At 61.7% G+C, this 23,844-nt stretch carries 25 protein-coding genes; 16 read left to right on the top strand and 9 right to left on the bottom strand.

Annotated elements, in window-relative coordinates; translation table 11 throughout:
- Window positions 1-127 precede the first annotated feature (127 nt).
- From K3179_RS08190 to K3179_RS13590, 4 genes are all read left to right on the top strand, one after another.
- A complete protein-coding gene (locus tag K3179_RS08190; RefSeq protein WP_221563840.1) occupies window positions 128-619 on the top strand; it encodes a DUF4402 domain-containing protein in 492 nt (163 codons plus the stop codon).
- Between the two features lie 70 nt (window positions 620-689).
- The gene (locus K3179_RS08185; protein WP_221563838.1) at window positions 690-1,202 is read left to right on the top strand and encodes a DUF4402 domain-containing protein; all 513 of its coding nucleotides are present in this window, start codon (window positions 690-692) and stop codon (window positions 1,200-1,202) included.
- A gap of 63 nt (window positions 1,203-1,265) precedes the next feature.
- Window positions 1,266-2,186, top strand: coding sequence for a fimbrial biogenesis chaperone (locus K3179_RS08180; RefSeq protein ID WP_221563836.1), 921 nt, complete (start codon window positions 1,266-1,268; stop codon window positions 2,184-2,186).
- A complete protein-coding gene (locus K3179_RS13590) occupies window positions 2,183-6,148 on the top strand; it encodes an SdrD B-like domain-containing protein (RefSeq protein ID WP_221563834.1) in 3,966 nt (1,321 codons plus the stop codon). Before K3179_RS08180 ends, K3179_RS13590 begins: the two co-directional genes overlap by 4 nt.
- 882 nt (window positions 6,149-7,030) lie before the next feature.
- On the opposite strand, the gene K3179_RS08170 is transcribed toward K3179_RS13590, so the two are convergent.
- From K3179_RS08170 to K3179_RS08130, 9 genes are all read right to left on the bottom strand, one after another.
- On the bottom strand, window positions 7,031-7,303 hold the full coding sequence (locus K3179_RS08170) for a hypothetical protein (RefSeq protein WP_221563832.1): 273 nt from the start codon (window positions 7,301-7,303) through the stop codon (window positions 7,031-7,033).
- Window positions 7,304-7,452: 149 nt separating this feature from the next.
- Complete coding sequence (locus K3179_RS08165; RefSeq protein ID WP_009823986.1) at window positions 7,453-8,124, bottom strand: DUF2231 domain-containing protein; 672 nt, start codon at window positions 8,122-8,124, stop codon at window positions 7,453-7,455.
- A gap of 230 nt (window positions 8,125-8,354) precedes the next feature.
- Window positions 8,355-9,086 (bottom strand): PepSY domain-containing protein, encoded by a 732-nt coding sequence (locus K3179_RS08160; RefSeq protein ID WP_221563830.1) that lies wholly within the window; start codon window positions 9,084-9,086, stop codon window positions 8,355-8,357.
- Between the two features lie 27 nt (window positions 9,087-9,113).
- Window positions 9,114-9,632, bottom strand: a complete 519-nt coding sequence (locus K3179_RS08155; protein WP_009823989.1) for a YybH family protein — start codon at window positions 9,630-9,632, stop codon at window positions 9,114-9,116.
- Window positions 9,633-9,656: 24 nt separating this feature from the next.
- Window positions 9,657-10,970 carry a copper resistance protein B gene (locus K3179_RS08150; protein WP_221563828.1) on the bottom strand — a complete coding sequence of 438 codons (1,314 nt, stop codon included), beginning with the start codon at window positions 10,968-10,970 and terminating at the stop codon, window positions 9,657-9,659.
- Window positions 10,967-12,775, bottom strand: a complete 1,809-nt coding sequence (locus K3179_RS08145; RefSeq protein WP_221563826.1) for a copper resistance system multicopper oxidase — start codon at window positions 12,773-12,775, stop codon at window positions 10,967-10,969. The genes K3179_RS08150 and K3179_RS08145 overlap by 4 nt, the downstream gene beginning before the upstream one ends.
- A 55-nt stretch (window positions 12,776-12,830) precedes the next feature.
- The gene (locus K3179_RS08140) at window positions 12,831-13,391 is read right to left on the bottom strand and encodes an RNA polymerase sigma factor (RefSeq protein WP_221563817.1); all 561 of its coding nucleotides are present in this window, start codon (window positions 13,389-13,391) and stop codon (window positions 12,831-12,833) included.
- 6 nt (window positions 13,392-13,397) lie between these two features.
- Entirely contained in the window at window positions 13,398-13,832 is a 435-nt protein-coding gene (locus K3179_RS08135) for a Spy/CpxP family protein refolding chaperone (RefSeq protein WP_008603940.1), read from the bottom strand.
- Window positions 13,833-13,835: 3 nt separating this feature from the next.
- The gene (locus K3179_RS08130; protein ID WP_066761572.1) at window positions 13,836-14,132 is read right to left on the bottom strand and encodes a hypothetical protein; all 297 of its coding nucleotides are present in this window, start codon (window positions 14,130-14,132) and stop codon (window positions 13,836-13,838) included.
- 151 nt (window positions 14,133-14,283) lie between these two features.
- Between K3179_RS08130 and K3179_RS08125 the strand changes: the two genes are divergently transcribed.
- From K3179_RS08125 to K3179_RS08070, 12 genes are all read left to right on the top strand, one after another.
- On the top strand, window positions 14,284-14,970 hold the full coding sequence (locus K3179_RS08125; protein ID WP_486659992.1) for a class I SAM-dependent methyltransferase: 687 nt from the start codon (window positions 14,284-14,286) through the stop codon (window positions 14,968-14,970).
- Window positions 14,967-15,431 carry a DUF411 domain-containing protein gene (locus K3179_RS08120; protein ID WP_221563814.1) on the top strand — a complete coding sequence of 155 codons (465 nt, stop codon included), beginning with the start codon at window positions 14,967-14,969 and terminating at the stop codon, window positions 15,429-15,431. The genes K3179_RS08125 and K3179_RS08120 overlap by 4 nt, the downstream gene beginning before the upstream one ends.
- Window positions 15,432-15,634: 203 nt before the next feature.
- Window positions 15,635-15,916, top strand: a complete 282-nt coding sequence (locus K3179_RS08115) for a DUF5676 family membrane protein (protein WP_054527892.1) — start codon at window positions 15,635-15,637, stop codon at window positions 15,914-15,916.
- Between the two features lie 249 nt (window positions 15,917-16,165).
- Window positions 16,166-16,816 (top strand): AlbA family DNA-binding domain-containing protein, encoded by a 651-nt coding sequence (locus tag K3179_RS08110; protein ID WP_123880436.1) that lies wholly within the window; start codon window positions 16,166-16,168, stop codon window positions 16,814-16,816.
- Between the two features lie 282 nt (window positions 16,817-17,098).
- Window positions 17,099-18,448: an APC family permease gene (locus K3179_RS08105; RefSeq protein ID WP_221563812.1), complete on the top strand. Its 1,350-nt coding sequence runs from the start codon at window positions 17,099-17,101 to the stop codon at window positions 18,446-18,448.
- On the top strand, window positions 18,445-18,858 hold the full coding sequence (locus K3179_RS08100) for a potassium channel family protein (RefSeq protein ID WP_119511733.1): 414 nt from the start codon (window positions 18,445-18,447) through the stop codon (window positions 18,856-18,858). Before K3179_RS08105 ends, K3179_RS08100 begins: the two co-directional genes overlap by 4 nt.
- On the top strand, window positions 18,855-19,382 hold the full coding sequence (locus K3179_RS08095; protein ID WP_202389005.1) for a DUF305 domain-containing protein: 528 nt from the start codon (window positions 18,855-18,857) through the stop codon (window positions 19,380-19,382). The genes K3179_RS08100 and K3179_RS08095 overlap by 4 nt, the downstream gene beginning before the upstream one ends.
- On the top strand, window positions 19,379-19,867 hold the full coding sequence (locus K3179_RS08090; protein ID WP_054527895.1) for a DUF6692 family protein: 489 nt from the start codon (window positions 19,379-19,381) through the stop codon (window positions 19,865-19,867). The genes K3179_RS08095 and K3179_RS08090 overlap by 4 nt, the downstream gene beginning before the upstream one ends.
- Before the next feature lie 108 nt (window positions 19,868-19,975).
- The gene (locus K3179_RS08085) at window positions 19,976-20,680 is read left to right on the top strand and encodes an NAD(P)-dependent oxidoreductase (RefSeq protein ID WP_221563811.1); all 705 of its coding nucleotides are present in this window, start codon (window positions 19,976-19,978) and stop codon (window positions 20,678-20,680) included.
- Window positions 20,681-20,723: 43 nt separating this feature from the next.
- Window positions 20,724-22,073: an MBL fold metallo-hydrolase gene (locus K3179_RS08080; protein ID WP_221543380.1), complete on the top strand. Its 1,350-nt coding sequence runs from the start codon at window positions 20,724-20,726 to the stop codon at window positions 22,071-22,073.
- A 62-nt stretch (window positions 22,074-22,135) separates the two neighbouring features.
- Complete coding sequence (locus K3179_RS08075) at window positions 22,136-22,492, top strand: hypothetical protein (protein ID WP_221563801.1); 357 nt, start codon at window positions 22,136-22,138, stop codon at window positions 22,490-22,492.
- Between the two features lie 184 nt (window positions 22,493-22,676).
- On the top strand, window positions 22,677-23,843 hold the full coding sequence (locus K3179_RS08070) for a TolC family protein (RefSeq protein WP_345722422.1): 1,167 nt from the start codon (window positions 22,677-22,679) through the stop codon (window positions 23,841-23,843).
- Window position 23,844: the final 1 nt, after the last annotated feature.

Genomic DNA, 23,844 nt, shown 5'->3' with positions numbered 1-23,844 from the left:
GGTGCCCCGTAAGATCACGTAGTTCCGCGTTGTTTTCCCGGTAATCTTTCCTTAAAGCCTAGGTTCTATCCCTTAGGTCGCACCGGCAATAGCTGGGCGCGCTATTGTACGAACCAGGGGACACCTAATGAAGAAGATCATCCTCGCGGCTGCCGCAGTCGCATTCGCAACTCCTGCGATGGCTGCTCCGGGCGACACCGCTCAGGATTCGGGTACCGCAGTTGCTGAAATCGTTGCTCCGATCGCTATCACCCACGATGGCGGCGCACTCGATTTCGGTATCATCATTCCCGCCACCACTGCCGGCACGGTTGTCGTGACGCAGGGCGGCGCTGGCTCCGTGACCGGCGACACGCTGTTCGTATCGGGCAGCACGAACGCAGCCGACAGCTTCACCGTGACCGGTGACGCAGGCCGTGCGTACAGCATCGTGACGACCGGCGGTTCGGTTACCTCGGGTGGCAACTCGATGACCTTCACTACCGACGCCCCGGCTTCGGGCACGCTGTCGGCTACCGGTAGCGACAACTTCTCCGTCGGCGGTACGCTGAACGTTGGTGCGAACCAGGCTGCTGGCTCCTACAGCGGCAGCTACGACGCAACGGTCAGCTACAACTAATCGGATCGGGCAGCCGCCGGCATGGTGCCAGCGGCTGCCCGCCGAACTTTCCTGACCGATGAGCCGGCGCATGTTCAGGACATATCTTTCGGGGTTCCTGGCCCTCTTTGCCGGCCTCCTGGCTCCCCAGGCGCTTGCGCAGTCCAGCGATACCATGACGGTATCGGGCAGTTCGCAGGTACGCGTGGTCGAGCCGATCTCGATCGTCAACATTTCCGACCTCAGGTTCGGCGCCCTGATGCAACCGGCTGCCGCGGGCATCGTCGACGTCAATCCCGATGGCTCGGTCTCGAGCAACCTGGACCTTTCGACCTTTCCCAACGGCAGGGCACCCGCCCGTTTTACCGTTCTCGGGGAATCGCGTCGGCGGTTCATCATTTTCGTGCCGAACCGGATTGATATCTCCAACGGCACATCCACCATGCGCGTCGATCGTTTCCGTACCAATCTCGACCTGGGGTTCGGCCGGTTCGATGCCGTGGGAAGCTACGACCTTTATGTGGGCGGACGCTTGCAGGTGAATGCGAACCAGGAACCCGGAACTTATTCGGGGACTTTCGAGGTCGCCGTTCTTTATCTGTAAATTAACCATGCCTAGGATATGACCCGGACTGGGCTTAACGCCCATGTTTTCAAGGGCAAGATAATGAAATCCGGGTCTAAATTCCTCGCATCGATGATTACCGGCGCAGCACTGGTGCTGGCGATGGGCGCTGGCAGTTCTACAGCGCAGGAAGCTTCAGCCCCGCCTCCCCCGTCCGCGCCTGCCGGATCGGTTGGCGGATTGGGGGACGTGAACCTCTTTCCCAAGCGCGTGGTGATCGATGGACGCCGCGCGATCGCGACCGTCGGGCTTTACAACAAGACGGTCGACGCGGGCGATTACGAGATCAAGATCGTCGACATGGCGATGACGCCGGAAGGCCAGCTGATCTCTTTCGACAACGGCCTCGACGAAGCTACGAAGGCCAAGGTCAGCACGGCCAGCCAGATGCTGCGCTATTCGCCGCGCCGGGTACGCCTTGGCTCGTCTGAATCGCAGCTGATCCGCGTCATGGCGCGCGGTTCGAGCGACTTGCCCGACGGCGAATACCGATCGCATTTCATGGTCACCTCCGTCCCGGAGTCCGAAGGTTTCAGTATCGAGGAAGCGACCGGCGCCGGACAGGCAGACGGGATCGGTGTCAGCATCCGTCCGCGCTTCGGCATCGCGATCCCGGTTATCGTCCGCGTAGGCGAAACCACGCTGAATGTCGGGATTACCGGCGCCACCCTGCTCACGGCGCGCGACGGAACGCAGGCGGTGGGCTTTGTCCTCAATCGCAGCGGCACGCGCTCCGCTTTCGGGGATGTCGTGATCAAGGCAGCCGGGCGCTCGGAGCCGATCGCTTTCTCGCGCGGGGTCGGCATCTATCCCGAAATCGACGCGCGGCAGGTCATTGTGCCGATCGATCCGGAAACCGATCCCAGCTTGCTGGCTTCGGGAGCTCGCCTGTCGATCGAATTCATCGACGACGACTTCGCCCCCGGTAGCAAACTTGCCGAGCATAGTTTCGTAGTGCCGTGAACAAGCGGATTATCGTTGGTGGTGCCGGAACCGCTTGCCTGATTACGGCAGCCGTCGGTTTCGGCCTCTGGCCGGGCCAGGACCAGCAACGCACGAAACTACCCCAACCCAAAAAGCAGGATGCCGAGGCGGACGCCCCTTCGGTCAGTCTCCGCAAGCCCTTGCCCACGCCGAGCTTCGGCCCGGCTGCGGCAGCAGCCGAGAAAGCTGTTCCAACGCGACCTCGCCTTTTGGGCTCGGCCAGCGCGCTGCCAACCGTTGCTAAAAGTCCGGAAGCGAAAGGTGGCGGCGCACCCAAATCCGTGCTGCCGAATGCAGCGAGCGAACTCGCCGACCTTACCCTGCCGGAGACCATCGAGCACTACACACCGCTGGTCCCCGGTTCCGCGTCGACGGCGCCTGCAGAACTGGCGAATACCGATGCCGCAAAAGTTGGCGACGATCCTCTTACGGCCAGTGTCGTGTCCGTCGGAACCGCGACGGTAGGCGAGCCGGCGCTTGCTCCTGCAACTCTGGCATCACCAGACGACGAACCCATACTTCTCGGCAGCGATCAGCGGCCCGCGATCTCGATCGGCACCGCGCGGCTCGAGCTGACCTCCGCACTTGCCCCGCTCACACTCGATGCCTTGCCGGAAATAGATGCCGGGCCGACGAAACTGGCCGAGGTTTCCGCGCCGAGCGATGACGGGACGATCGGCGACGGTTTACTCCCCTCGCCAAGTCCGCTCGCATCGAGCCAGATCACCCCCCTCCAGGTGGATATGCACACCTCAGCTCCAACCGGAACGGGCGCGGTCTGGGGCGAGGAAGGGCTGATTGTCGGGGATCGGGAACTGGCGGCCTCACCCATTACCGGCGCCGAGCTTCCCGGGCCGCAGGCGGAAGAACTTCTCTCCATCGCGCCGCTTGAAGAGCCTGCCTCTCCGGTGGCCGCGAGCGGAAGCGCGAAACCGGCCTCGCCTGCCTTGGCCGCACGCCCCGGCAGTTCCTCTGCCGCCCTCCTTCCGAACTTAGCGCCTACGTCGCCAGAACGTGTCGACGAGGCCGGGGTAATTGCCGCGCCGTCCAGCCCGGCATCGGTCACTCAGCCGTTGAGCGAAAGCCCGAGTGTGCCGGTCACGAGCACGAATACCGCTCGGCTGGAGCCACAGCCGGCAGCTCTTTCTGCCGCAGCCGTCGCATCTTACGCGCCGCTGACGGCTGCGCTCGTCAAAAGGCCTGCAGCCCAGGCGAAAAGCGGGCCAGTTCTTCCCGGGGTCGACGAAGCCGCGTCGCCCGCTTCGACTGCCAACACCGCTTTCGCATCTGCGCCGGGCCTCGGCGGAAATCTGGGCGATGACGGCCCCCTGATCTCGTACCAGGACGAATTGATCCTGGAGGTCCGCGTCAACAATGCGCAGGAAAGCGACACGATCATCGCTTACGGCACCCGTCAGGGCCTATACCTGCCCCTCGGCAGCATCGCGCGTATTCTCGATCTCGCGATTACCGTCACGGACGAAGGCCGCTATGCGCATGGCTGGATCCTCAGCGAAGACCGTACGCTGACGATCGACCTGCGCGACGGCACGATCCAGGCCGGCGACAAGACAATCGCGATAGACGGGATCCTTGCGGCGGATTTCGACGGGGAAATGTTCCTCCGCCTCGACCAGTTCGAGAGCCTGTTCCCGCTCGAGGTGAAGCCCGACCTGCGCACACAGACGGTCCACATAACCACGCTCGAGCGCTTCCCCTTCGAAGAGCGATCCGCGCGCGAAGCCCGCCGCGCCCGGCTGGAAGCGCGGCAGGGTAAGGCACTAGCGAAGGACTTCGAGCGGCTGGACCTTGCCTATGAACCGATTTCCTTTCCCAGTGCGGATATCGAACTGCGCGCGGTTTCCGATCAAACCTACGGAACGCGCGCGGAAGCCGACATGCTCTTTGCCGGAGATCTCGGGTACCTGACTGCGGAAAGCTATCTCAGTGGCGACACCGTCAACGGATTGACGGCATCGCTGTTCAAGGTCGGGCGCATGGATCCCGATGCTGACCTGCTCGGACCGCTGAATGCGACGTCCTTTGCGATCGGGGATGTCAGTTCGAACACGATGCCGCTCGGCCTGCGCAGCGTTGCGGGGCGCGGCTTCACGGTCACCAACGCCCCTTCCGACGTGGGCTCGGTGTTCGACCAGATCGACCTGCGCGGCATTCTGCCCGCCGGGTATGAAGTGGAACTCTACCGCAACGACATTTTGATCGGCTCGACCCGCGAAGCGGTCAATGGCCAGTACGAATTCCTGCAGGTTCCGGTCGATTTCGGTCTCAACGTGTTCCGGCTGGTATTTTTCGGTCCCCAAGGGCAGCGCAGCGAGAAAGTCGAACGCATCAGCGTGGGCGACGGACGCCTCGCCAAGGGCAAGCTGGTCTACAGCTTCGACGCCACGCAGCGCGAAAAGAACCTCCTCGGCGTCAAGGCACCCAACTTCTTCGAACCGCGGGACTACGGTTCGCTCCGCACATCGGCCCAGCTCTCCTTTGGCCTCACCTCCGACGTGACGACGGTCCTGGGCGGCGCATGGTTCGAACGCGATGGGGAACAGCGCTGGTTGGGCACCGCAGGCATCCGGACCGGCTTCGATGGTATCGCCGTGCGCGCCGACGCCGGGATTGCCGATGGCGGAGCCCTGGCGCTGACAGCCGGGCTCGGGGGACGGTTCGGACGCTCCGCACTTACGGTCAACCATACCGAATATACCGGTGAATTTCCGGACGAGACGGTCGCATTGGGCACCGAATACCTGCGCCGGGCAACCGAGGTGGATTTCAATACCACTCTCGGACTTGGCAGCGAAGGCGCGGGGCTAGCCATCCCGGTTAGCGCCCGGTTCCGCACCTACGAGACGGTCGATGGCCGCAATACGCTTGCCACCGGCCTTCGCGCCTCGACCCGCGCGGGCGGTCTCCTCGTCTCGAACAGCATGGAATTTTCCCGCATCAGCGGCGCCGGTCTCGAAGCGACCAACCGGCTCTTCGGCAACTTCGACCTTGCAACCCTCGGTCGGTCGAAGACGCGCGGGCGCTTGTCGCTGGGCTACTCTCTCATGCCCGATACCGATATCCTGAGTACCAGCGTCCAGATCGATCACGCGCTTGACGAGCGAACTTCGATCAGGGGCCAGGCGGGCTATGTCTTCGAAGAGGCCAAGCCCTTCTTCGGCGCATCGGGCATCAGGGAGTTCGAGGAATTCAGCCTGGCGCTCGATGCGAATTATTCGTTTGTCGACCAATCCTATTTCGTCGGCTTGCGGCTCGGCTTCAGCCTCGGGCGCGATCCGCTGAAACGCAGCCTGTTCCTGGCCCGCCCCGGGATGGCCAGCTCGGGCGGCGCCACGTTGAGGGCTTTCCGCGACATGGATGGAGACGGCATCTACGGTCCTCGCGACGAAACCATCGAGGGCGTGGACTTCGTGGCGTATAACCAGACCGCCACGTCCGACGATGAGGGCGTGGCCCGCCTCGTCGGGCTGGGCATCGGGCAGCGTGTCGGAATCCAGGTCGACAGCAGCACCTTGCCGGACATCGATCTCGCTCCCTCGAAACGCGGCATCGATGTTGTCCCGAGGTCGGGCCGCATCCATGCGATCGATTATCCGATCGTCGCGCTCAGCGAGATCGAAGGGACCGCGCGCTTCGTCGATGAAGGACGCGACAAGGGAGTTTCCGGTGTCCGGCTGAGGCTGCTCGACGAGGCGGGCGAAATCGTCAGCTACGCAAAGACCGAGCTCGACGGCTATTACTTCTTCGAGCGCGTCAAGCCCGGGCGATACCAGCTCCAGATCGATCCCGGCCAGGTCGAACGTCTGCGTCTGTGCCCGATTGGAGCCGAGTCCATCACCGTGTCCTACACTGGCGACGTCATCCAGCGCGATCTGGATATCCGCACATGCGCAGGGAATGTTGCTTCGGCCCGGAAGTAACCACGGTCCAGCGAGCGATGGCTACTGAAGCCCCGTTCGGGAAGCTGAAGATTGAAGCAATGCACCGGCTTTGAGGGGAAGTTTTCTTGACCACACCGTGTGGTCGAAGTTCCAACCGGGCCGTAAACAGCAAAAAGGCCGCCACCCTCAAGGGGTAAGCGGCCTCTTTCATGGTTGCGGGGGCTCGCATCGGACGGTGTAACACAAGGGCCATCGTAGAAATTTAGTAGCGTATTCGTTCACCATCGCTGACTGGAAAGGGGCCGCTAGCGGTCAGTCGGCTATTAGTGTTGTTCTCAAGCAGACAAGCCGTTCGGCCAAACTCTCAATCCACGGCAAAAAGCGATCAATCACCAATCGCTAGCAGTTTAGGTCTCCGCCTACGGATCTGCGATTGGCAGCGACTAGCAGCCCTTTTTGGCGGATATCCGTCTATTTCCGCGCTGGTTTTGCGTCTGAGATCGAATGAAATACTCTGCTCGTCGATTGGACGAATGCGGCCGTTCTACTTCGGGCTCAATCCATAGACGCTAAGTGAACCGCTTACCTTCGTCCTCCCAAGCCGACAACGCTCCGGCTTTTCCCGATTCCGACAGATGCGGTTGCTTTCATAATCATCGAGGCGATTTTCTGCGCGCTGCTCACATAGCACAATGCCATGCCGGCAAGCGCCTGGCACGGGGACAGCAAAGCCGGGCAAGCGGAACCCCGCGAGTCGGGTTGGGCTTCACGCGGGGTTCCTGGACGGCCCCTTGGGGGCACCTGCAACCCGCAGGGCTTCGGGGGGAGGCGGGGCCGTCCTTTCCTGATCTTGCGATGTTCGTTGCGGTTTCCTGCCCAGGGTATCTCCTGAATAGCCGTGTCACCGGGGAACGCGCCCGATCACATGCTGTCCATGTCGTGATCGGCCATCGAGGACATGTCATGGCCCGCATGGGGATCGGCGGGCGGGGTCGCCTCGCTCGCGGGTTGCGTGCGCGTTGCTGGCGCTGCGGGTGTGGCAGTTGCGCGTGATGCGGGCGGGACAGCGCGCCGTGACGCAGGCGTGGCGGCGCCAATTGTCGAAAGAGCGTCCTGACGTGCGGCCGCTGCCTCATTTTCGGAGGGAGAGGTTGCCGGGTCTGCAAGACCCGCCTCGGGTGCCGTGCCAGGCATCACCGCAGTTCCGCCCATAGGCGAAACCTCAGCAGCCGGTGTGCTCTCCTGCGCTTGGTCACAAGCGGCGAGAGCGAACGTCAATGGCGCGGTCGCGAGAAATGCTATCGCGGTGTTCGATTTCAGAATTCGCATGTTATTCAACTCCTTCAGAGCCACGAAACGCCAAGATGGTCCGGTCCGTGCGCGAGCTCGCCGCCAAGGAACCCCTGGATGAGAACGAGTGCCGCCATGGAGAAGATCGACGCGCGCAACCATGCGCGGCTCTGGCTCGGCCTGCTCGCGAGGTATGCCATCGCAATACCGAGAACCGCGATCAGCATACCGGTCCATCGATGGACTTGCATGACAGTATCGCCGCCGAACCACAGACCGGTGTGAATCCATCCGAACAGAACTGCGACGACTGCGCCGATTGCTCCGCCGTAGACGAGTACGCGCACCGCACTTTCCAGGCCCGCTCCTTTCCGGCGCATCACGAACAATTCGGTGGCCGCAGCCATGAAAAACAAGGCGATCGGGAAGTGGATCGTTGCCGGATGCAGCTTTTTCAGTACGGCCATGACGCCGGTTTCGCTCTCATCCGCATGGCCACCGGCCTCATCATGGGCTGCGCCCGCTTCATCGTGCGCGCCGGAGGACTCGCCAGCATCCGCAGTCTCGCCCATCTGTGCCATGGCCGCCTGGTCGTGCACATCGCCATTGGTGGCAGCAGGCGCGGCGCTCGCCTCTTCGCCGTGCTTTTCGTCGCCATGAGCCTGAACGGGTCCGACGAAGAGCAGGCTTGCGGCGAGCAGCGCCAGAAATGAGGGGGCTTTCATGTCTCGTATGTCTCCCGACCCTGCAGTTAAAGTGCGACCTATGTGCCTGATACGCACGGCAGCCGCGTGCCCCTCGCATTAATTTGATAGTTCAGCGCGACTGAAGTGCGCCCGGGTGGTCACGCTTGCTGGCGGCATCACCGCGATCGTCGAACGCATTCGGCTCCTGGCCGCGTTCGGCCTGGCGAACGAGGGTAAGGCGTTCGCCCACGCGAATAAGCCCCATGGGCTCAGGCGAGCTTGCTCTTCTTTGCGCGGCGGCGCAGCCTCGGCATCCGGTTCGCCAGCAGGACGAAACCCGACAGGGCTATGATCGTGCCGCCAATGCCGAACAGCAGCAGCCACCAACTGTTGATGCGGTCGCGCTCGGTCCAGTCCATGATGTGGAGGCCCCAGATGAAATCGAACAGGCGCCATGTATCGCTGCGCGCCGCCCCGAGCGTGCCGCTGGCGGCATCGATGTAGATGCGCGTCGAAGCCTCGTCAGCATAGGTGACCTGCCAGGCCGGAAAAGGGCCGCGAAACTCGGTTCCGATGGGGTCATCGACGATCCGTGCGGCCTCGATGGTCGTGCGCGGCCCGGTCCATGCGCGCAAGGCGATGGATTTTGCCGTTGCCGCCGAGATGGGGGAGAGTTTACGCCCAGTCACCGGATCGTGGAGGCTCACGCTACCGTCAACCTTGCGGACCTCGGTCACGGCATCGCCGTCGAGCGAACGTGTCGTTACCGCTGCAAGAGTACCGTCGTTTGCGACCCAGGCCGGGAGCGGGGCATCGGCGGGCAGCGCCTCTTGTTCACGCGAAACGACATGTTCGGAGCGAACTTCTTCCAGGTCGAGAAACGACATGAGGGCGCCGGTTCCCATCCAAAAGAGAACCTGGACACCGACGAAAATCGCCAGCCATTTGTGGATCTTGCTGCCGAGCACATGCAGGCGCAGCTTCAGCGACGGCGTTGCCAACCGGTGCTACCTCTTCGAAAGCCGTAATCAGTTGCGCGGCGCGCGCGACGAGGAATGGTACTGGACGATTCTCCACCCGTCCGCATCGTGAGCAAGCACCGATGTCGCCACGCCGTCGCGCTCGATCACCCGGCCATCGCTAAGTTCGATGCGATAGCCATACGTCTCATAGGCATGGGCCATGTGCCCCATCCGGGTGACGGTCAGCGTGGGGTCGGTAAAGGTGAAGCTCACAATCGCGTCGAGCTCGGGGCCCAAATGGTGCTCCATGTAATTGGCAAAGCTTCCTTCGGCCTTGCCATTCTCGAAGATCGCCGAGTCCTCGGCGAAGAGCGCGCGCATTGCCTGCGCGTCGCGCGCTTCAAGAGCGGTGCGATAGGCCTTGAGGGTTTCTTCAGCGCCCGCGACATCGTCCGCCGAAGCGTCCATCGCGTGCATCTGATGGTTCGCATGGGAAGAGTGGTCCATCTGCTGCGCGAAGGCTGGCAGCGGTATCAGCGTGGCAACAAGCGCAGTCGCCGCGATGCGTGTCAAAGTCTTGGTCATGGAAGTTCTATCCTTTTTGAGATTTCAGAACCAGAATCGCACACCGACGACATAATTGGTGACGCTCGGATCCTCTCCGGCGGCCCGCGCAAAATCCGCGCTGTCGCCGATGCGCCATTCCTGGGAAACGCCGACATAGGGCGCGAATTCGCGTGCGAACTCGTAGCGAAGACGCAGACCTGCCTCGATCCGGTCGAGGCCAGCGCCAATGCCGAGTTCGGGAATATCCTGAGCGGAAAGTGCGATTTCGGCACGCGGTTGAAGGATCAGCCGCTGCGTGATGCGCTGATCAAGTTCGCCCTCAAAACGCGCCGTCACATCGCCCTTGGTGGAGACGAAGGCCGCGGCATCGACCTCGAACTGGTAAGGCGCGATCCCTTGGATACCGATAACCGCGTGCGTGCGTTCCGGACCGGTCAGGTCCTGGCGAACACCCGCCTGGAAATCGAAGAAGGGCGCAATGGCGCGGCTCCAGAGCGCCTGGACATCGGCGCCTTCTATGGGTTCGCCGAAGCTGCCCTCACCCTCGGACTTGAACCAGAATTTGTCGATGTCGCCGCCATAATATCCCTGGATGTCCCACAGATATCCATCCTTCCCCTCGCGGGCGCGGTACTCGAGCCGGTCGCCCTGAAACCAGAAGCGCATTCCTCCGTCGGTCTCGCGGACAAGCTCGCGGCGCGCTTCGTTCATGGCTTCCTCGCCCCAGATGGCGACCGCCGCGCGCGCTGGGCCGCTCCCTCCTTCTGGAGGAGGCGGCAGCAGCGGGATATCATCGTCCGAGCCCATCTGCATCGCCGAATGGTCCATGCCCTGCCTGTCCTGCGAAGGCGTCTCCCCATGGTTCATCTGGCTGTGATCCATCTGCCCATGGTCCATCGACGAACTGGCCTCCGCCTGACCCATCTCGCCGTGATTCATCTGCGAATGATCCATCGCGCCTTCGGCGGGCTTGCCCTGCGGCATCGAGCCGTGATCCATTCCTTCATGACTTTCGGGCGATGCCTGTGGACGGGCAGCGTCCACAGGCATTGTCATGCCAGAATGGCCATCCTGAGCGGTCATCGCACCATGATCCATGGTTGAGTGATCCATCTGCGAGCGGTCCATGGCGGCTTCAGGTTGAGCAGCCGGTTCGCATGCTCCATCTGCAACCGGATGCCCCATCGCGCGATGGCGCTCGGCTTCTTCCTCGCACTTCGTCTTCGCGTCAGCCTGCGCCTCGGCGCTTTGCTGCGGCTCCGCCGGCGAATGACCGGCATGCTGCGCCGCCGCGGGGGAGGCGAGAACTGAGCCGGCTGCGACCGATGCGAGCAGGCTGACAATACGAATTTTCATGCTTCGCTCCCGTCGGGATTGGCGACCGTGACGATCTGAAACATCCCGGCATGCATGTGGTAGAGAAGGTGACAGTGGAAGGCCCAGTCGCCCGGCTCGTCCGCCGTCAGGTCGAACTGCGCGCTGCCACCCGGCTGCAGGTTTACCGTGTGCTTGAGCGGTTGACGATCGGCCGGCGCGCCATTGACCAGCTCGAAGAAATGACCGTGCAAGTGAATGGGGTGCGCCATCATCGTGTTGTTGACGAGCTTCACGCGCACGCGCTCGTTATAGGCGAAACGGATCGGCTCGTCTGAGACGGCGGAGAACTTCTTGCCGTCGAACGACCACATGTAGCGCTCCATATTGCCGGTCAGATGAATTTCCATTCGCCGGGACGGCGTGCGGCCCTCGCGGTGTGGAGTCAGAGCGCGCAGCTTGCGATAGTCGAGCGTACGATGCGGCACATCGGCGAGACCGATGCCGGGATCGCCCATGCGGTCGACCGGGTTCATCGAGACCGTGTCGAGACCGGGCCCGACCTTCACATCGGGCGGCAGAAGCGACGTGTCGCGCATCTGCATCCCCGACATGCCGGCCATGCCTGCCATCTCGGATTGGCCGGACGAACCATGATCCATCCCCGCCATGTCGCCGCCACTTCCATGGTCCATGCCCGACATGCCGGCATCGCCAGACGAGCCGTGGTCCATGCCGCTCATGCCCATGTCGGCCATGGTCAGAAGCGGCGGATCGCGCAGCGGCGGAATGGCGGCGCGAGCGCCGGGTGCGCTCGCGAGTGTGGCAATACCCATGCCCGAGCGGTCCATCGACTCCGCGACCAGCGTGTAGGCTTGTTGCGCGCCCGGCGTCACGACGACGTCGTATGTCTCGGCCACACCGATCTGGAACTCGTCGACCTCCACCGGCTCGACGTTCTGCCCGTCCGCCTGAACGATGGTCATCGGCAGGCCGGGAATGCGAATATTGAAGAAGGTCATGGCGCCGGCATTGATGAAGCGCAGCCGCACGCGTTCGCCCGGGCGGAAGAGGTATTCCAGATTGTCGAGCGGGCCATGGCCGTTCAGAAGATAGGTATAAGCCGCGCTCGACACGTCGAGGATGTCCGTCGGCATCATGCGCATTTTCGCCCACATCCGGCGATCCTCGCCCGAAAGCGGGTAATCGTCGGTCCAGGTGTTCTGGTTGTAGTTGAAGTAGCCTTCGCCCTTCTTGAGCTTGTCGAAAATCGTGTGGGGCGACATTTCGCTGAATTCGCTCAGCACCACGATATATTCGCGGTCTGCCTGGACCGGATCGGGTCCCGCGGGATCGATCACGATCGCGCCGTAATGCCCGGCCTGTTCCTGGAGGCCGCTATGCGAGTGCCACCAGTAAGTGCCCGATTGGCGCACCGGGAATTCTGCGGTGAAGGTCTCTCCCGGTTTGACGCCTGGGAAGCTCACGCCGGGTACGCCGTCTAGCTCGAACGGCACGAGCAGACCGTGCCAGTGTATCGAGGTATCTTCCTCGAGCTGGTTATGGACATTGAGCCGGACGGTCGTGCCTTCCTGCAAACGCAACAGCGGACCGGGGATCGTGCCATTGACGGCGATCGCGCCGCCGCGCCTGTTGCCGGTCGCGAAGGCCGATCGGGCAACGGTGAGGTCGATATTGGGGCCGGATATCTCGTCCAGCCCCTTGCGGGCGTTACCGGCGAGGATGTCCGCGCCCCGTGCCCAGGCAGGCATCGCCCCGGCAAGGCCGAGCAGACCCATTCCTCCTGCTCCGGCTCCGAGAAACTTGCGTCGATTGACGGCGATCATAAAGGGCTCCTGACTTGGCGTTTACCGTTACTTACGCGCGCGCCCAGCCAACCCCTCAAAGTTTTTCGAAGCGCTCCTTCAGCCTGTTGCGCGCGCGATATACGCGGGTTTCGATCGCCTTTTCGGTCGTTCCGAGAAGATCGGCCGCCTCGGCCTGGCTACGCCCCTCGATGGTCACGAGCACAAGCGCTTCGCGCAGCCTTACAGGCATTCGCGCGATCTCGGCCTGAACGAGATTGAGCTCTTCCCTGGAAACGGCCAACGCTTCAGGACCCGGCAAATCGTCGGCGATGGAATGGAGTTCGGCATCGCCCGACAGTCCGAAAAAGCCCGCGACCTTGCGCCTGCGCAAACGGTCCCGGCAGCGGTTGAGGACGACGGTTGTCAGATAGGGTCCGATCGGCTTGTCCGGATCGAGCCGATGGCGCGTCAGCCACACCGAAGCGAGGCTGTCCTGAACAACGTCCTCGGCCTGAGAAGGAGAGGAAAGCATGCGTGTCGCAAGCGCGAGAAGCCGACCGGTTTCATGCTCGACGAGTTGGCTGAAAGCCCGCTTGTTTCCAGCCCTCGCCTGCGAAACAAGGGCCTCATCCGGATTGTCGCCCGCCCCCGACATGGCGCTTCAGTCGCGCGGGTCGCGGGTCAGGGCGTCGGAGACCTTGCGGTCGAACTGGCGTTGCTGCTCGGGTTCGAGAATTTCACGCATGTCGAAGACATGGCGCACTGTTGCCTTCTGCAGATCGCCCATGCGTGCATGCACCTCGTCGATCGCGGCCGAGACCTCGGGGCCGTATTCATGCTCGTTTTCCATCGCCTGGGCGAGCCGGGCATTGGCTGCGCGCGCCGATCCTTCGAGCCGTGCCCTTTCGACAGCGAAACGGGCCTCGAGCGCATCGAGACGCTGCTCCTGGTCGGCCGTCAGGGTGAGCTCGTCGTGCACGAAATCGTGGAGGCCGGAGCCGGCCTCGTGATTGGCCCAGCGATCCGCGGCAATCGCGCCGAGGCATCCTGCAAGTGCTGCGAGAAGCACCGCGAGAACGATATGCGTCGTCTTCAAACCCTATTGCTCCACATGGAGGAGCGCCGATGGGGACAGCTGTTCGCCGAGGATAAGACCCTCGCCAAATGACGCGGAAGACGTGCCATAGCCGCCGGGCCAACCGCTCGTTCCGGCGCCAGCTCCAAGCCCGACGACGAACAGACCGACGAAAAGGGCCGTCCGGCGGCGTCGGTCGGCGATTTCGCCAAGCTGTCCGGCGCGCTGCCAAACGCCATCCATGAAGTCGGCTGGGACCTCGTTGGCGGCGGTGGTGGAAAGCGTTCCGAGCACCGCATCAAGAGAGTGATTGTCACGCATCCGAAAAACTCCTGTGGGTTGCACGTGTCCTATACGCGCTCGCCTGCACAATCCCTTAAACTTCTTTTTTTGAGGGAATGTCCAGCGCCATACGTAACCGAGACGGGTCTGTCAGAATCGGGTCGAACCCGGGATGAATGGGAACCAGCTCGTGAACAATATCACCGCACCTGAAGATCACGGCGAATTTACGCCTCTTCTTGGCAAGAGCTTTCTGACGCCGCTTTACGACCGGGCGATCGGTCTGTTCACCCGCGAACATCTCTGGCGCCAAAGGATTGTCGAAGAGCTGCACCTTGTCCCCGGCGACCGGGTGATCGATGTTGGCAGCGGAACCGGCACTCTTCTCAAGGCCTTGATGACGGATTGTCCGGAAGCGGGTCTGATCGGTGTCGAACCCGACCCGGATGCGCTCGCGCTTGCGCGGCGCAAGTTTGGCGCGGGAGCCGATCTCGTGAAATGGCACAATGGCTTTCTCGAAAGCCTCGAGCTGCCCGCAGGGTGGCGGCCGAACAAGATCGTCAGCAGCCTCGTCCTTCACCAGGTTCCCTTGCGCAAGAAGCAGGCAATCCTGGAAACCATCGAAAGCTTGCTCGTGCCAGGCGGAACCGTCTTGATCGCCGATTATATGAAGCAGGATAGCCCACTCATGCGGAGCCTCTTCCGGGCGACCGTCCAGTCGCTTGACGGCGTAAGCGACACGCAGCCCAGCGCCGACGGCGAGGTCGAAAAACTATTCGCCGAAATCTTCACCGAGCCATGCCTGCTCCACCGGTTCCCGACGGTGACCGGGACGATCTCGCTATGGCGCGGATACAAGAAAGGAATTGCACAATGATCTGGAAAAAGCCTGCCCTGTTCCGGCGATCGATTAGCGGCGCGGCCTTGCTCGTGCTGGCAGCCTGTTCGAACGTGGCACAGGCAGCGACCTATACGATGTTCCGGGATCCAGGATGTGGGTGCTGTCTCAACTGGGCAGGCCATGTCGAAGACGGGATGAACACGAAGGTGGCATCGGTCGACAGCAACGACATGGCGGCGATCAAGACCGCGCGGGGCGTACCCCAAGAGTTATGGTCATGCCATACGATGGAGGTCGATGGATACATCATCGAAGGTCACGTGCCTGCAGAAGCCGTCGCCAAGCTTTTGCGCGAACGGCCCGCCGGCGTTGCCGGCCTCGCGGTTCCGGGAATGCCGCTGGGATCTCCCGGCATGGAGGCAGGAGACCGGGTGCAGCCCTTCGAGGTCATCGCCTTTGGTTCAGCCGGACGGAGCGTCTTCGCGTCCTTTCCGTGAGTGTGTGGAACCACACCATGCGTCACCGTGAAAGGGATGAAGGTGATGAAGATTATTTGCGGGAAGCGACACAGAACCCGGTAAAACCGGGACAGGCGGTAAGAAGCCTATCGAATTCTCGCAGGGTCCGGGGCTGGCTGCCCCCACCGCCCCGGACCCGTCCAATTGCATGATTTCAGCACGCACGAAGTGGGAGAAATGCGATGGTAAAAGGATCAATCAAGAGCTCGATATTCGCATGGGGCTGGACGCTTAGCGTGTTCCTGCTTGTCAGCTATCTCCTTTGCATCGCCTTTGGAGTCCTCGCGCCCGAGCGTTTTCACATGCATGAAGCCTGGGCTCCGTTGCTGCCATGGTTCGAATGGCTAACGCCGCGCGGGTTCCTCGCCGGAGCGGTGGGGAGCTTTCTCTATGGCTGGTACATCGCACTCATCGCGGTTCCGCTCTATCGGTATTTCCGGAGACGAACTGGTAATTCGGTCTGATTTCCCGATGCCCTTCGCGGGACAAGACGTTTTGCATGCGAAGCCATTAGGCCGGTAGCCTGAAAAAACGAAAAAAGGGAATGCGCGATCTACAGGACAAAGCCTTCACATAGCGCTCGAACGCTAACCGCCCATGCGGTTCTTGGTGCTGCCCTCGGCATCACGATCCTCCATCCGGTAACCACCCTCGTCTTCTGGTACGAGTTCGGTCCGTCGCACGACACCGGCAGCAATACTGCCATTGGGTTCATGATCGGCCGGCTGGTAAATGCTTTCGCGTTCGAAATGCTTCCCATGAGCGCCATCTACGCGGTGATCGGCGGCGCCCTTGGTCTGGGATTTGGCATGTATCACATGCGGTTGGCGCGAGCTCAGTCCAAGGTACTTTTTCTCGAACGCGAACTCGACGAGGAATTGCCGCTTCTTATCGCACGCGGCGAGGGCGAGCGATTGGAATTCAAATCGTCCTTGCGGTGGGACAGGCGTGAGAACCGGGTCAACCGGTCACTCCAGCAGGTCGTACTCAAAACGGTTGCCGGCTTTCTCAACCATGAGGGCGGAACACTGCTTATCGGGGTTGGAGACGATGGGAACATCACTGGCATTGAAGCCGATATGCAGACACTCAAACATGCCAATCGGGATGGGTTCGAGCGCCTTGTGATGGACCTCGTGAAGGATGGTTTCGGCGGTCACGCGTGCGCTTTGGTCCATTGCCGTTTTCACGAAATGACAGAGAAGACGGTATGCCGGGTCATTGCTGAAAGGAGCGCTGATCCTGTCTACCTCGTAGAGGGAGGTACCGCGCGCCTGATGTTACGTATCGGAAACAGCACGCGTGAGCTCGACGTGCGCGAAGCGCAGGCACATTTGCGCAATCGATCCCCCGGTCGAGCTTAATCCGGCTGCTGGGCACGTCAGATTGGTCGAACAGGGCCAGTTACCTCTCGCGAGACCTGCTAGAGAAAATTCACAGTGGGCCACCCTGGCGATACGCGTCGCCTCCTATCGACGCACCTTGTGCTGAGAGAAGCCTCGCGAAAAGCGGACTCCCTATCTTGCCAAACCGCCCCCTGGGGCAGGCGCGCACCATGTCGAAACTTTTTTGAGGGGTGAGGCGCTACGCAACGTACTGTCTGGCGTGATGTTTCTCGGACGGGAGGACATCGACAGGGGAAAGACTTGCAGACAGATGGCGACGATCAACATAACGAGAGTGCGGCCTCGATAACATTGCTGGGCGGCGTCGCGATGGGAACCGGCGTCATGATCGGCGCCGGTATCTTCGCACTGACTGGCCAGATTGCCGAACTGGCTGGACCGCTATTTCCGCTTTCGTTCATTGCCGGCGCGCTGGTTACTTCGCTCGCCGCCTACAGCTACATCAAGATGTCGAACCGCTGGCCCTCCTCGGGCGGCATCGCGATGATCCTTCAGAAAGCCTACGGACCAGGCGTCGTGGCAGCCTCGGCATCGCTCCTGATGGCGCTGTCGATGGTCATCAACGAAAGCCTGGTCGCTCGAACCTTCGCGACCTATGCCTTGCGGCCCTTTGGGCTCGAGAGCAGCGGCATTCTGGTTTCCGTCGCGGCACTGGCGCTCATCGTCTTCGCCTATTTCGTGAATGCCGCCGGCAACAAATCGGTCAGCGGATTTTCGCTCATTATGTCGGCGATCAAGATCGGCGGCATCGCCCTGTTCGCGATTGCGGCGATCTGGGCCAGCGGATTTTCGGACGGTGCCTTCTCAGAGCCGGTCGTGCTTTCGGGCCTCGACGCGCTGCTCGCGTCGGTCGCCTTCTCGATCCTTGCTTTCAAAGGTTTCACCACCATCACCAACAGTGGCGGTGAAATCATCAATCCGCACCGGAATGTCGGTCGAACCATAATCATCTCGATCGCAATATGCGTGGTCGTCTACCTGCTTGTCGCGGCGGCGGTCGGTGCCAGCCTCAGCACGTCAGAAATAGCTGAGGCGCGCGATTATTCGCTTGCGGCGGCTGCGCGTCCCGCGCTCGGAGAGCTTGGCTTCTATTTCACAGTGGCAATCGCCATCGCCGCCACGACCTCGGGTGTCATCGCCAGCGTTTTCGCCGTTTCGCGTATGCTGACCATGCTGACCGAGATGAAGATGATCCCGCATAGCCATTTTGGCATGAGCGGACCGATCCGCAGTCACATGTTGGTCTATACCGTTGTTGTCGCAGGCACGCTCGCGGTCCTGTTCGATCTTTCGCGGATCGCCTCGCTCGGAGCGTTCTTCTATCTCGTAATGGACATGCTCGTGCATTGGGGCGTGCTGCGCGGTTTGCGGGAAGAGATAGGCGCGCGTGCCTGGATCCTCTGGTCGGCGCTCATGGCGGACGGCGTAGTCCTGACGGCTTTTGCCCTCGCCAAGCTCAAAACCGACCCTGCGGTCGTTGCCTATGCGGTCGCAGGTATTGCCGCAGTGTTCGGAGCCGAATGGTTCTATCTCCGTCGGAATCCTGCGCTGCGGGAAATGCCCGCCACACACGATGGAGATCATCGATGATCGCCGCACTAATTCTCGCCATTGCACTTTTCCTGGCCTCGGTCGGCATGCATCTGTCGATCCTCGGCGCCGGGCATCGCGTGCTCGACGCACCCGGAAGTTTCTCCGCCAAGCTTGGGGTCGCGCTTCTTGTCCTGGCATCGCACCTGCTTGTCGCGACGCTCTTCGCTGGCGGTTTCTGGCTGGGCGCGGAACTGGACCTCGGCGGGTTCGACAAGACGCCGGCGATGAGGGCGATGGACTATTTCTATTTCTCGCTGATCAACGTGACCACGCTGGGGCTCGGCGACATCTACCCGACCGAGCACCTGCGCGTCATTGCCGGCGTCGAAGCCTTGACCGGCTTCGCGCTCATCAGCTGCTCGGCACAATTGTTCTGGACCATGATGAAGGAAGGAGAAAACGCATGACTGAAAGCACATGCCACTCGGATAAGGGAGGGGGCGGCAACTACTGGCGGTTCATGGCCATGGTATCGACCTCGACCGTGATCATGTTCTTCCTGATGTATGCCAACAGCTTCGACATGGACGACGTTTTCTGGAGCGAGACGCGCTTCTGGATGATGTTCGTCATGGGCGCGATGATGATGGTGGTCATGCTTCTCTTCATGTGGGGCATGTACAAGGACCGGACCAAGAACTTCATCATCCTGGGTGTCGGAGCCGTCGTCTTCGCGCTCGCGCTATGGCTCGTACGCAGCCAGACCACGGTGGACGATACCGAATACATGGCCGCGATGATTCCGCACCACTCGATTGCGATCATGACCAGCGAGAGAGCGAGCCTGAAGGATCCGCGGGTTCGCGAACTCGCGCAGGCCATCATCGTCGCGCAGCGGCGCGAGATCGCCGAGATGAAATATCTCATCCAGGATATCGAGGAGAACGGTCCGCGCACCGAGGAACGTCTGCCCGAGGAGATGCAGCAATGAACAAGATCGCAATTCTGACGCTTGCAGCCCTCCCGCTGGCGGCCTGCAACACCAATACCGCGGTCGGCAATGATCGCGAAGCACAGCTCGATCCTCCGGCAACGGCGGCGCCGATAGAGAGTGCTGCGAGCGCTCTTGCCAATCTCAGCCCCGGCCTCATGCTGCCCGAGACGATGAGCGAGGCGGACCTCGCCGCGCTGGGAGCCGAGAACACGTGTCAGTTTCGCCTGACCGAGGTCGCGTTTCCGTCGTTCGTCTACGACAACAGCGGTCGCGGGGCGATCAAGATCAACGGCAAGCTGATCCCTGTCACAGCAAGCGCCTCGGGTGAGTATGCGAATGGTGAGCTTCGTATCCGCACGCGCCTTCTCGATGACGAAGGAGACGCGGGCCTGCAGATGCAGGAACTCATCGTCGCCGGACCTCGGATGAAGGACGAGTTCGGGTTCTGGGGGTACACGACCTGCGGCAACAGCGAAGCGTGAACACGAGCGAGCGGGCGCCAGCGTGCCTCGGTGCCCGCTCTATGATCATGTTCGGCCCGGCACGCGCGGCCGAATTTATAATGAGGTGCTACAGTGGAAGCTGAGCCTGTGAGCGATGCAGCCCCCCTTGCGGTCTTCGGTGCCGGAGGAAAGACCGGCACGGAAATACTGCGCCATGCGGTTCACAAGGGCATCGAAGTTCGAGCGTTCGAGCACACCTTGCCCGAACCATCGGACCGGGTCGACAACGTCGAGTACCTCCAGTGCGATGTACTCAATGACGACTTCAGCAGCGAGCTCGAAGGTTGCCGTGCTGTTATTTCCGCACTCGGTATAGAGTTTAGTCCATCTACGGCGATCGATCCGCCTCCGCTTTATACGGAGGGAACCCGCAAGCTGGTGGAAGCGATGTCGACGACCCGCATTTCCCGGATCGTCGTGATATCGGCGGCGTTTGTAGAGCCGCAGCCCAGCGTTCCTGCATGGTTCGAGCTCACGGCAAGACCAGCCTTGCACAATATTCTCGAACAGATGCGCGCCATGGAAGATCTTCTGGAGCGCGCGAAAGGCCTGAATTGGACGTCTGCGCGACCGGGCTGGCTCCTCGACGAACCCTATACGGGTGAAGCCGTCATTACCGACGAGCGTCTTGCCGAGGGTTGCTTTCGTTGCCGGCACGCCGACCTCGCGGCAGCCATGCTCGAATTCGTCTGTGAGAACACCTGGGTCAACGCCAAGCCCGCTATCGCCCGGCCAGAAGCAGACCGCTTCGAGAATGTCTCGGCACTCAAAGCCGAACTCGGGATCGACTAGATCGACGCGGTCTCACGGAAACACTCCAACAACGAGGCAAAACATGCTGCTCGAGAAGATAAAGACCCCCGGCCTCTCCCACCTTTCCTATCTGATTGGTTCGCAGGGCAAGGCAGCGGTCATCGATCCGCGCCGGGACTGCGAGATTTATGTCGAGCGTGCCCGCGCCGAAGGGCTGGAGATCACGCATATCTTCGAAACGCACAGGAATGAGGATCTCATCACGGGATCGCCGGTATTGGCCAAAATGACCGGTGCCCGCGTTCTGCACGGTCCAAACCCTGCGGACGAGATTGTTTTCGCCGACACCGCGCGAGAGGGCGACGTTTTCGAGATCGGGAAGTTGCGGATTTCGGTGCTCGAAACTCCCGGTCACACCGACGATCATCTCGCCTTCGTCCTCCATGACGACGATTTTCCCGAAGGACCGATCGGCGTGTTCACCGGCGATGCGCTCTTCGTTGGCGACGTCGGACGCACCGATTTCTATCCCGAGCGCGCGCGGGAGGTCGCGGGCCTCCTGTACGATTCACTGCAGAAGATTTGCGGTCTGGGTGACCAGACGATCATTTACCCCGCGCATGGAGCAGGCTCGGTCTGCGGTTCGGGAATGGCGGACCGGGAATTCTCGACCATAGGCCACGAACGTCGCAACAATCCCCGGCTCCAGATCGCCCATCGCGAGGAATTTATCGAGGCCAAGCTCGCCGAGCATCATTACCAACCGCCCTATTTCAGGCTGATGGAGCGCCTGAATGTCGAGGGAACATCTCCTGCGCCACGGATTTTGCGACCAAAATGTCTCATGCTCTCGGACATTCGCGAAATCGACCCCGATCATGTCGTCGACGTACGGGATCCGCTTGCATACGCAAGCGGGCATCTGCCTGGTTCGATATGCCTTCCGGTCGGCATGATCTCGGCGTTTGCGGGCTGGTTCATCAGGGAGGGTGAAACAATCGCCCTCGTCGGATCGGCGGAAGACCAGCTGGCTTCGGCCATGACACACCTTGTGAGGATCGGGCTCGACTCGATCGACGGCGGCTATGTCGGTATCGTCCCGGCTGCAGCGCAAGGAATGGACATGGCGAACCTTCCGATGATCGGGACGAGCGAGGTTCAGGATCGTCTCGAGCGCAAGCGCGACAACTGGACCTTGCTTGACGTGCGTGACCTCGATGAGCGGCGCAGCAGCGCGATCGAGGGATCGGAACACATCTACGTGGGCGAACTCAATTCCCGCTTCGCCGAGCTCGATCGCGAACGCGCCTATTCCGTCATGTGTGCCAGTGGCATGCGTGCGAGTGTGGCAGCGGGCTGGCTGCAAAGCAAAGGATTCGAAAAGCTCGATATATATCTGGGCTCGATGGGTGCCTGGCAGCACGCGTCGTGATGAACCATCGCACCCGATGCGAGGTCCTTGTCTTGCGCTCTTCAAAGCTTTACGCCTTTTTTATGCGAGTCTTGCGCACCCTTGGACTGCTACTGATCGCCTGCGGGCTGTTCGTCCAGTCGGCAGCGCATGCATCTGCCCTGCCTCAGGCGGTCGATGCAGGCAAACCGGCCTGCGCCGAGATGGAGATGATGGCGGGCGCAGCTTCCATGGACGATCATGACGGCGTGCCTTGCAAGAACCTTCGGCTGGATTGTCTCGTGGCATTCGGCTGCATCCCGCCCCTCGTTCCAGGGGGTGATGCGACCCTGGTCGGTGAAATACCGGCGCAGGCTTCTCAGTTCAGCAGATTAGTCTCCAATTCGCTCGCAGCCACAGGACTAGGGCCAGAGCCGCCACCTCCGCAACTTCCGGCATGACCCGTGTGCAGGCTCAAGCCTGCGCGCTCCTGCCTCTGGATGAACGGCCTGCGCTCGACGCGGGCCGGTGATCCGGAACGCGTGTCTGACGCGCTCCTTTTGCGGATGAACGATCATGAAACGAATAAGCTGGACCGCGCTTCCGGTCCTGCTGGCCCTCGCGCCGGCGAGTAATGCCCAGTCGGTGGGCTATGAGGAAGCTTTGCGAGCAGCAACGAGCGACCAGCCCCAGGTTCGAACAAGCGAGCTAAGACTGGACGCCCGGCGCGAGATCGCCGACGCTGCCGATGAATTGCCCGATCCGCGGCTTCGCGCGAGCATCCAGAACCTGCCGGTAAGCGGGCCGGCTGCGTTCGAGCTGAATCGCCAGCTCCCAACGCAGATCCAAGTCGGTATCGAACAGGAGATCCCCAATCTCGCGAAACGTCGGGCCCGGTTCGGAATGGCGGAGGCCGACATCGACCTTGCCGCAGCACAGTTGCGTCAAACAAGTTACAGGGTGCGCGTGGGAGCAGGAATGGCATGGATTTCGTTGGCTTATGCCCAACGGGCTCTGACCGTCGCCGACGATGCACTTGCTGAAATCGGGGGGCTCGTGCCACTCGCGCGCAGTTCTGTAGCCGCCGGTTCGGCCAGACCCGCCGAAAGTCTCGAAATACGCCGTGCCGTGCTCGAGGTCGAAGATATGCGGACCAGGATTGAAGCCGACCGAGAGGCCGCGCAAGCCATGCTGTCGCGCTATACCGCTCTGACGAACGCTATCGCGACCGGAACCACGCCTTCGCCCGATCTCGATCCCGAAGGTTTGCGGGCAAGTTTGCAAAGCAATCCGGAACTTGTCGTGGCGCTTGCGCAGGTTCGTCAAGCGGAAGCGCGAAGTGATCTTGCCCGATCGGAAAGGCGTCCGGATTTCGGCGTCAATGTGAGCTATGGAAGGCGCGATCCCGACTTTGGCGATGTCGTCTCGGTGATGGGTTCGATCACGCTCCCGATTTTCGCCGACCGGCGCCAAAACCCGCGTGTAGCCGCCGCCGACGCCGAGGCGGCGGCGGCGCAGTCGGCCAGAGCAGACCGGCTCCGTGAACTCGAAGCCCAGTTCGAGACCGATCTCGCCGCATGGCGCAGCGCTTATCGACAATGGCAGCGCGCGACGGACGAACTGCTCCCTCTTGCCGAAAGCCGCGTGGACCTCGAACGCGCGAGCTTTGCCGCAGGCCGCGCGGATCTGCTCGACATCATCGACGCCATCAAAACGCTCGCCATGCTGCGGGTGGAAATTCTGCAACGCGAAGAGGCGTCCGTCGAGGCCGCCGCGAACCTGCGACTGACTTATGGGGAGTATGGCCGATGAG

It is taken from the genome of Qipengyuania intermedia, assembly GCF_019711615.1.
In the GTDB taxonomy this organism is placed as follows: Bacteria; Pseudomonadota; Alphaproteobacteria; order Sphingomonadales; family Sphingomonadaceae; genus Qipengyuania; species Qipengyuania intermedia.
The sequence above is the reverse complement of the archived record's forward strand: the minus strand, read 5'-3'. Positions and strand labels throughout refer to the sequence as shown.

What these genes read in the sequence shown, in the direction of transcription:
- K3179_RS08190 (WP_221563840.1), top strand. Translation starts at nt 128, where the DNA reads ATGAAGAAGATCATCCTCGCGGCTGCCGCAGTCGCATTCGCAACTCCT.
- K3179_RS08185 (WP_221563838.1), top strand. Translation starts at nt 690, where the DNA reads ATGTTCAGGACATATCTTTCGGGGTTCCTGGCCCTCTTTGCCGGCCTC.
- K3179_RS08180 (WP_221563836.1), top strand. Translation starts at nt 1,266, where the DNA reads ATGAAATCCGGGTCTAAATTCCTCGCATCGATGATTACCGGCGCAGCA.
- K3179_RS08170 (WP_221563832.1), bottom strand. Translation starts at nt 7,303, where the DNA reads ATGCCTGGCACGGCACCCGAGGCGGGTCTTGCAGACCCGGCAACCTCT.
- K3179_RS08165 (WP_009823986.1), bottom strand. Translation starts at nt 8,124, where the DNA reads ATGAAAGCCCCCTCATTTCTGGCGCTGCTCGCCGCAAGCCTGCTCTTC.
- K3179_RS08155 (WP_009823989.1), bottom strand. Translation starts at nt 9,632, where the DNA reads ATGACCAAGACTTTGACACGCATCGCGGCGACTGCGCTTGTTGCCACG.
- K3179_RS08150 (WP_221563828.1), bottom strand. Translation starts at nt 10,970, where the DNA reads ATGAAAATTCGTATTGTCAGCCTGCTCGCATCGGTCGCAGCCGGCTCA.
- K3179_RS08145 (WP_221563826.1), bottom strand. Translation starts at nt 12,775, where the DNA reads ATGATCGCCGTCAATCGACGCAAGTTTCTCGGAGCCGGAGCAGGAGGA.
- K3179_RS08140 (WP_221563817.1), bottom strand. Translation starts at nt 13,391, where the DNA reads ATGTCGGGGGCGGGCGACAATCCGGATGAGGCCCTTGTTTCGCAGGCG.
- K3179_RS08130 (WP_066761572.1), bottom strand. Translation starts at nt 14,132, where the DNA reads ATGCGTGACAATCACTCTCTTGATGCGGTGCTCGGAACGCTTTCCACC.
- K3179_RS08120 (WP_221563814.1), top strand. Translation starts at nt 14,967, where the DNA reads ATGATCTGGAAAAAGCCTGCCCTGTTCCGGCGATCGATTAGCGGCGCG.
- K3179_RS08115 (WP_054527892.1), top strand. Translation starts at nt 15,635, where the DNA reads ATGGTAAAAGGATCAATCAAGAGCTCGATATTCGCATGGGGCTGGACG.
- K3179_RS08110 (WP_123880436.1), top strand. Translation starts at nt 16,166, where the DNA reads ATGATCGGCCGGCTGGTAAATGCTTTCGCGTTCGAAATGCTTCCCATG.
- K3179_RS08100 (WP_119511733.1), top strand. Translation starts at nt 18,445, where the DNA reads ATGATCGCCGCACTAATTCTCGCCATTGCACTTTTCCTGGCCTCGGTC.
- K3179_RS08095 (WP_202389005.1), top strand. Translation starts at nt 18,855, where the DNA reads ATGACTGAAAGCACATGCCACTCGGATAAGGGAGGGGGCGGCAACTAC.
- K3179_RS08090 (WP_054527895.1), top strand. Translation starts at nt 19,379, where the DNA reads ATGAACAAGATCGCAATTCTGACGCTTGCAGCCCTCCCGCTGGCGGCC.
- K3179_RS08080 (WP_221543380.1), top strand. Translation starts at nt 20,724, where the DNA reads ATGCTGCTCGAGAAGATAAAGACCCCCGGCCTCTCCCACCTTTCCTAT.
- K3179_RS08075 (WP_221563801.1), top strand. Translation starts at nt 22,136, where the DNA reads ATGCGAGTCTTGCGCACCCTTGGACTGCTACTGATCGCCTGCGGGCTG.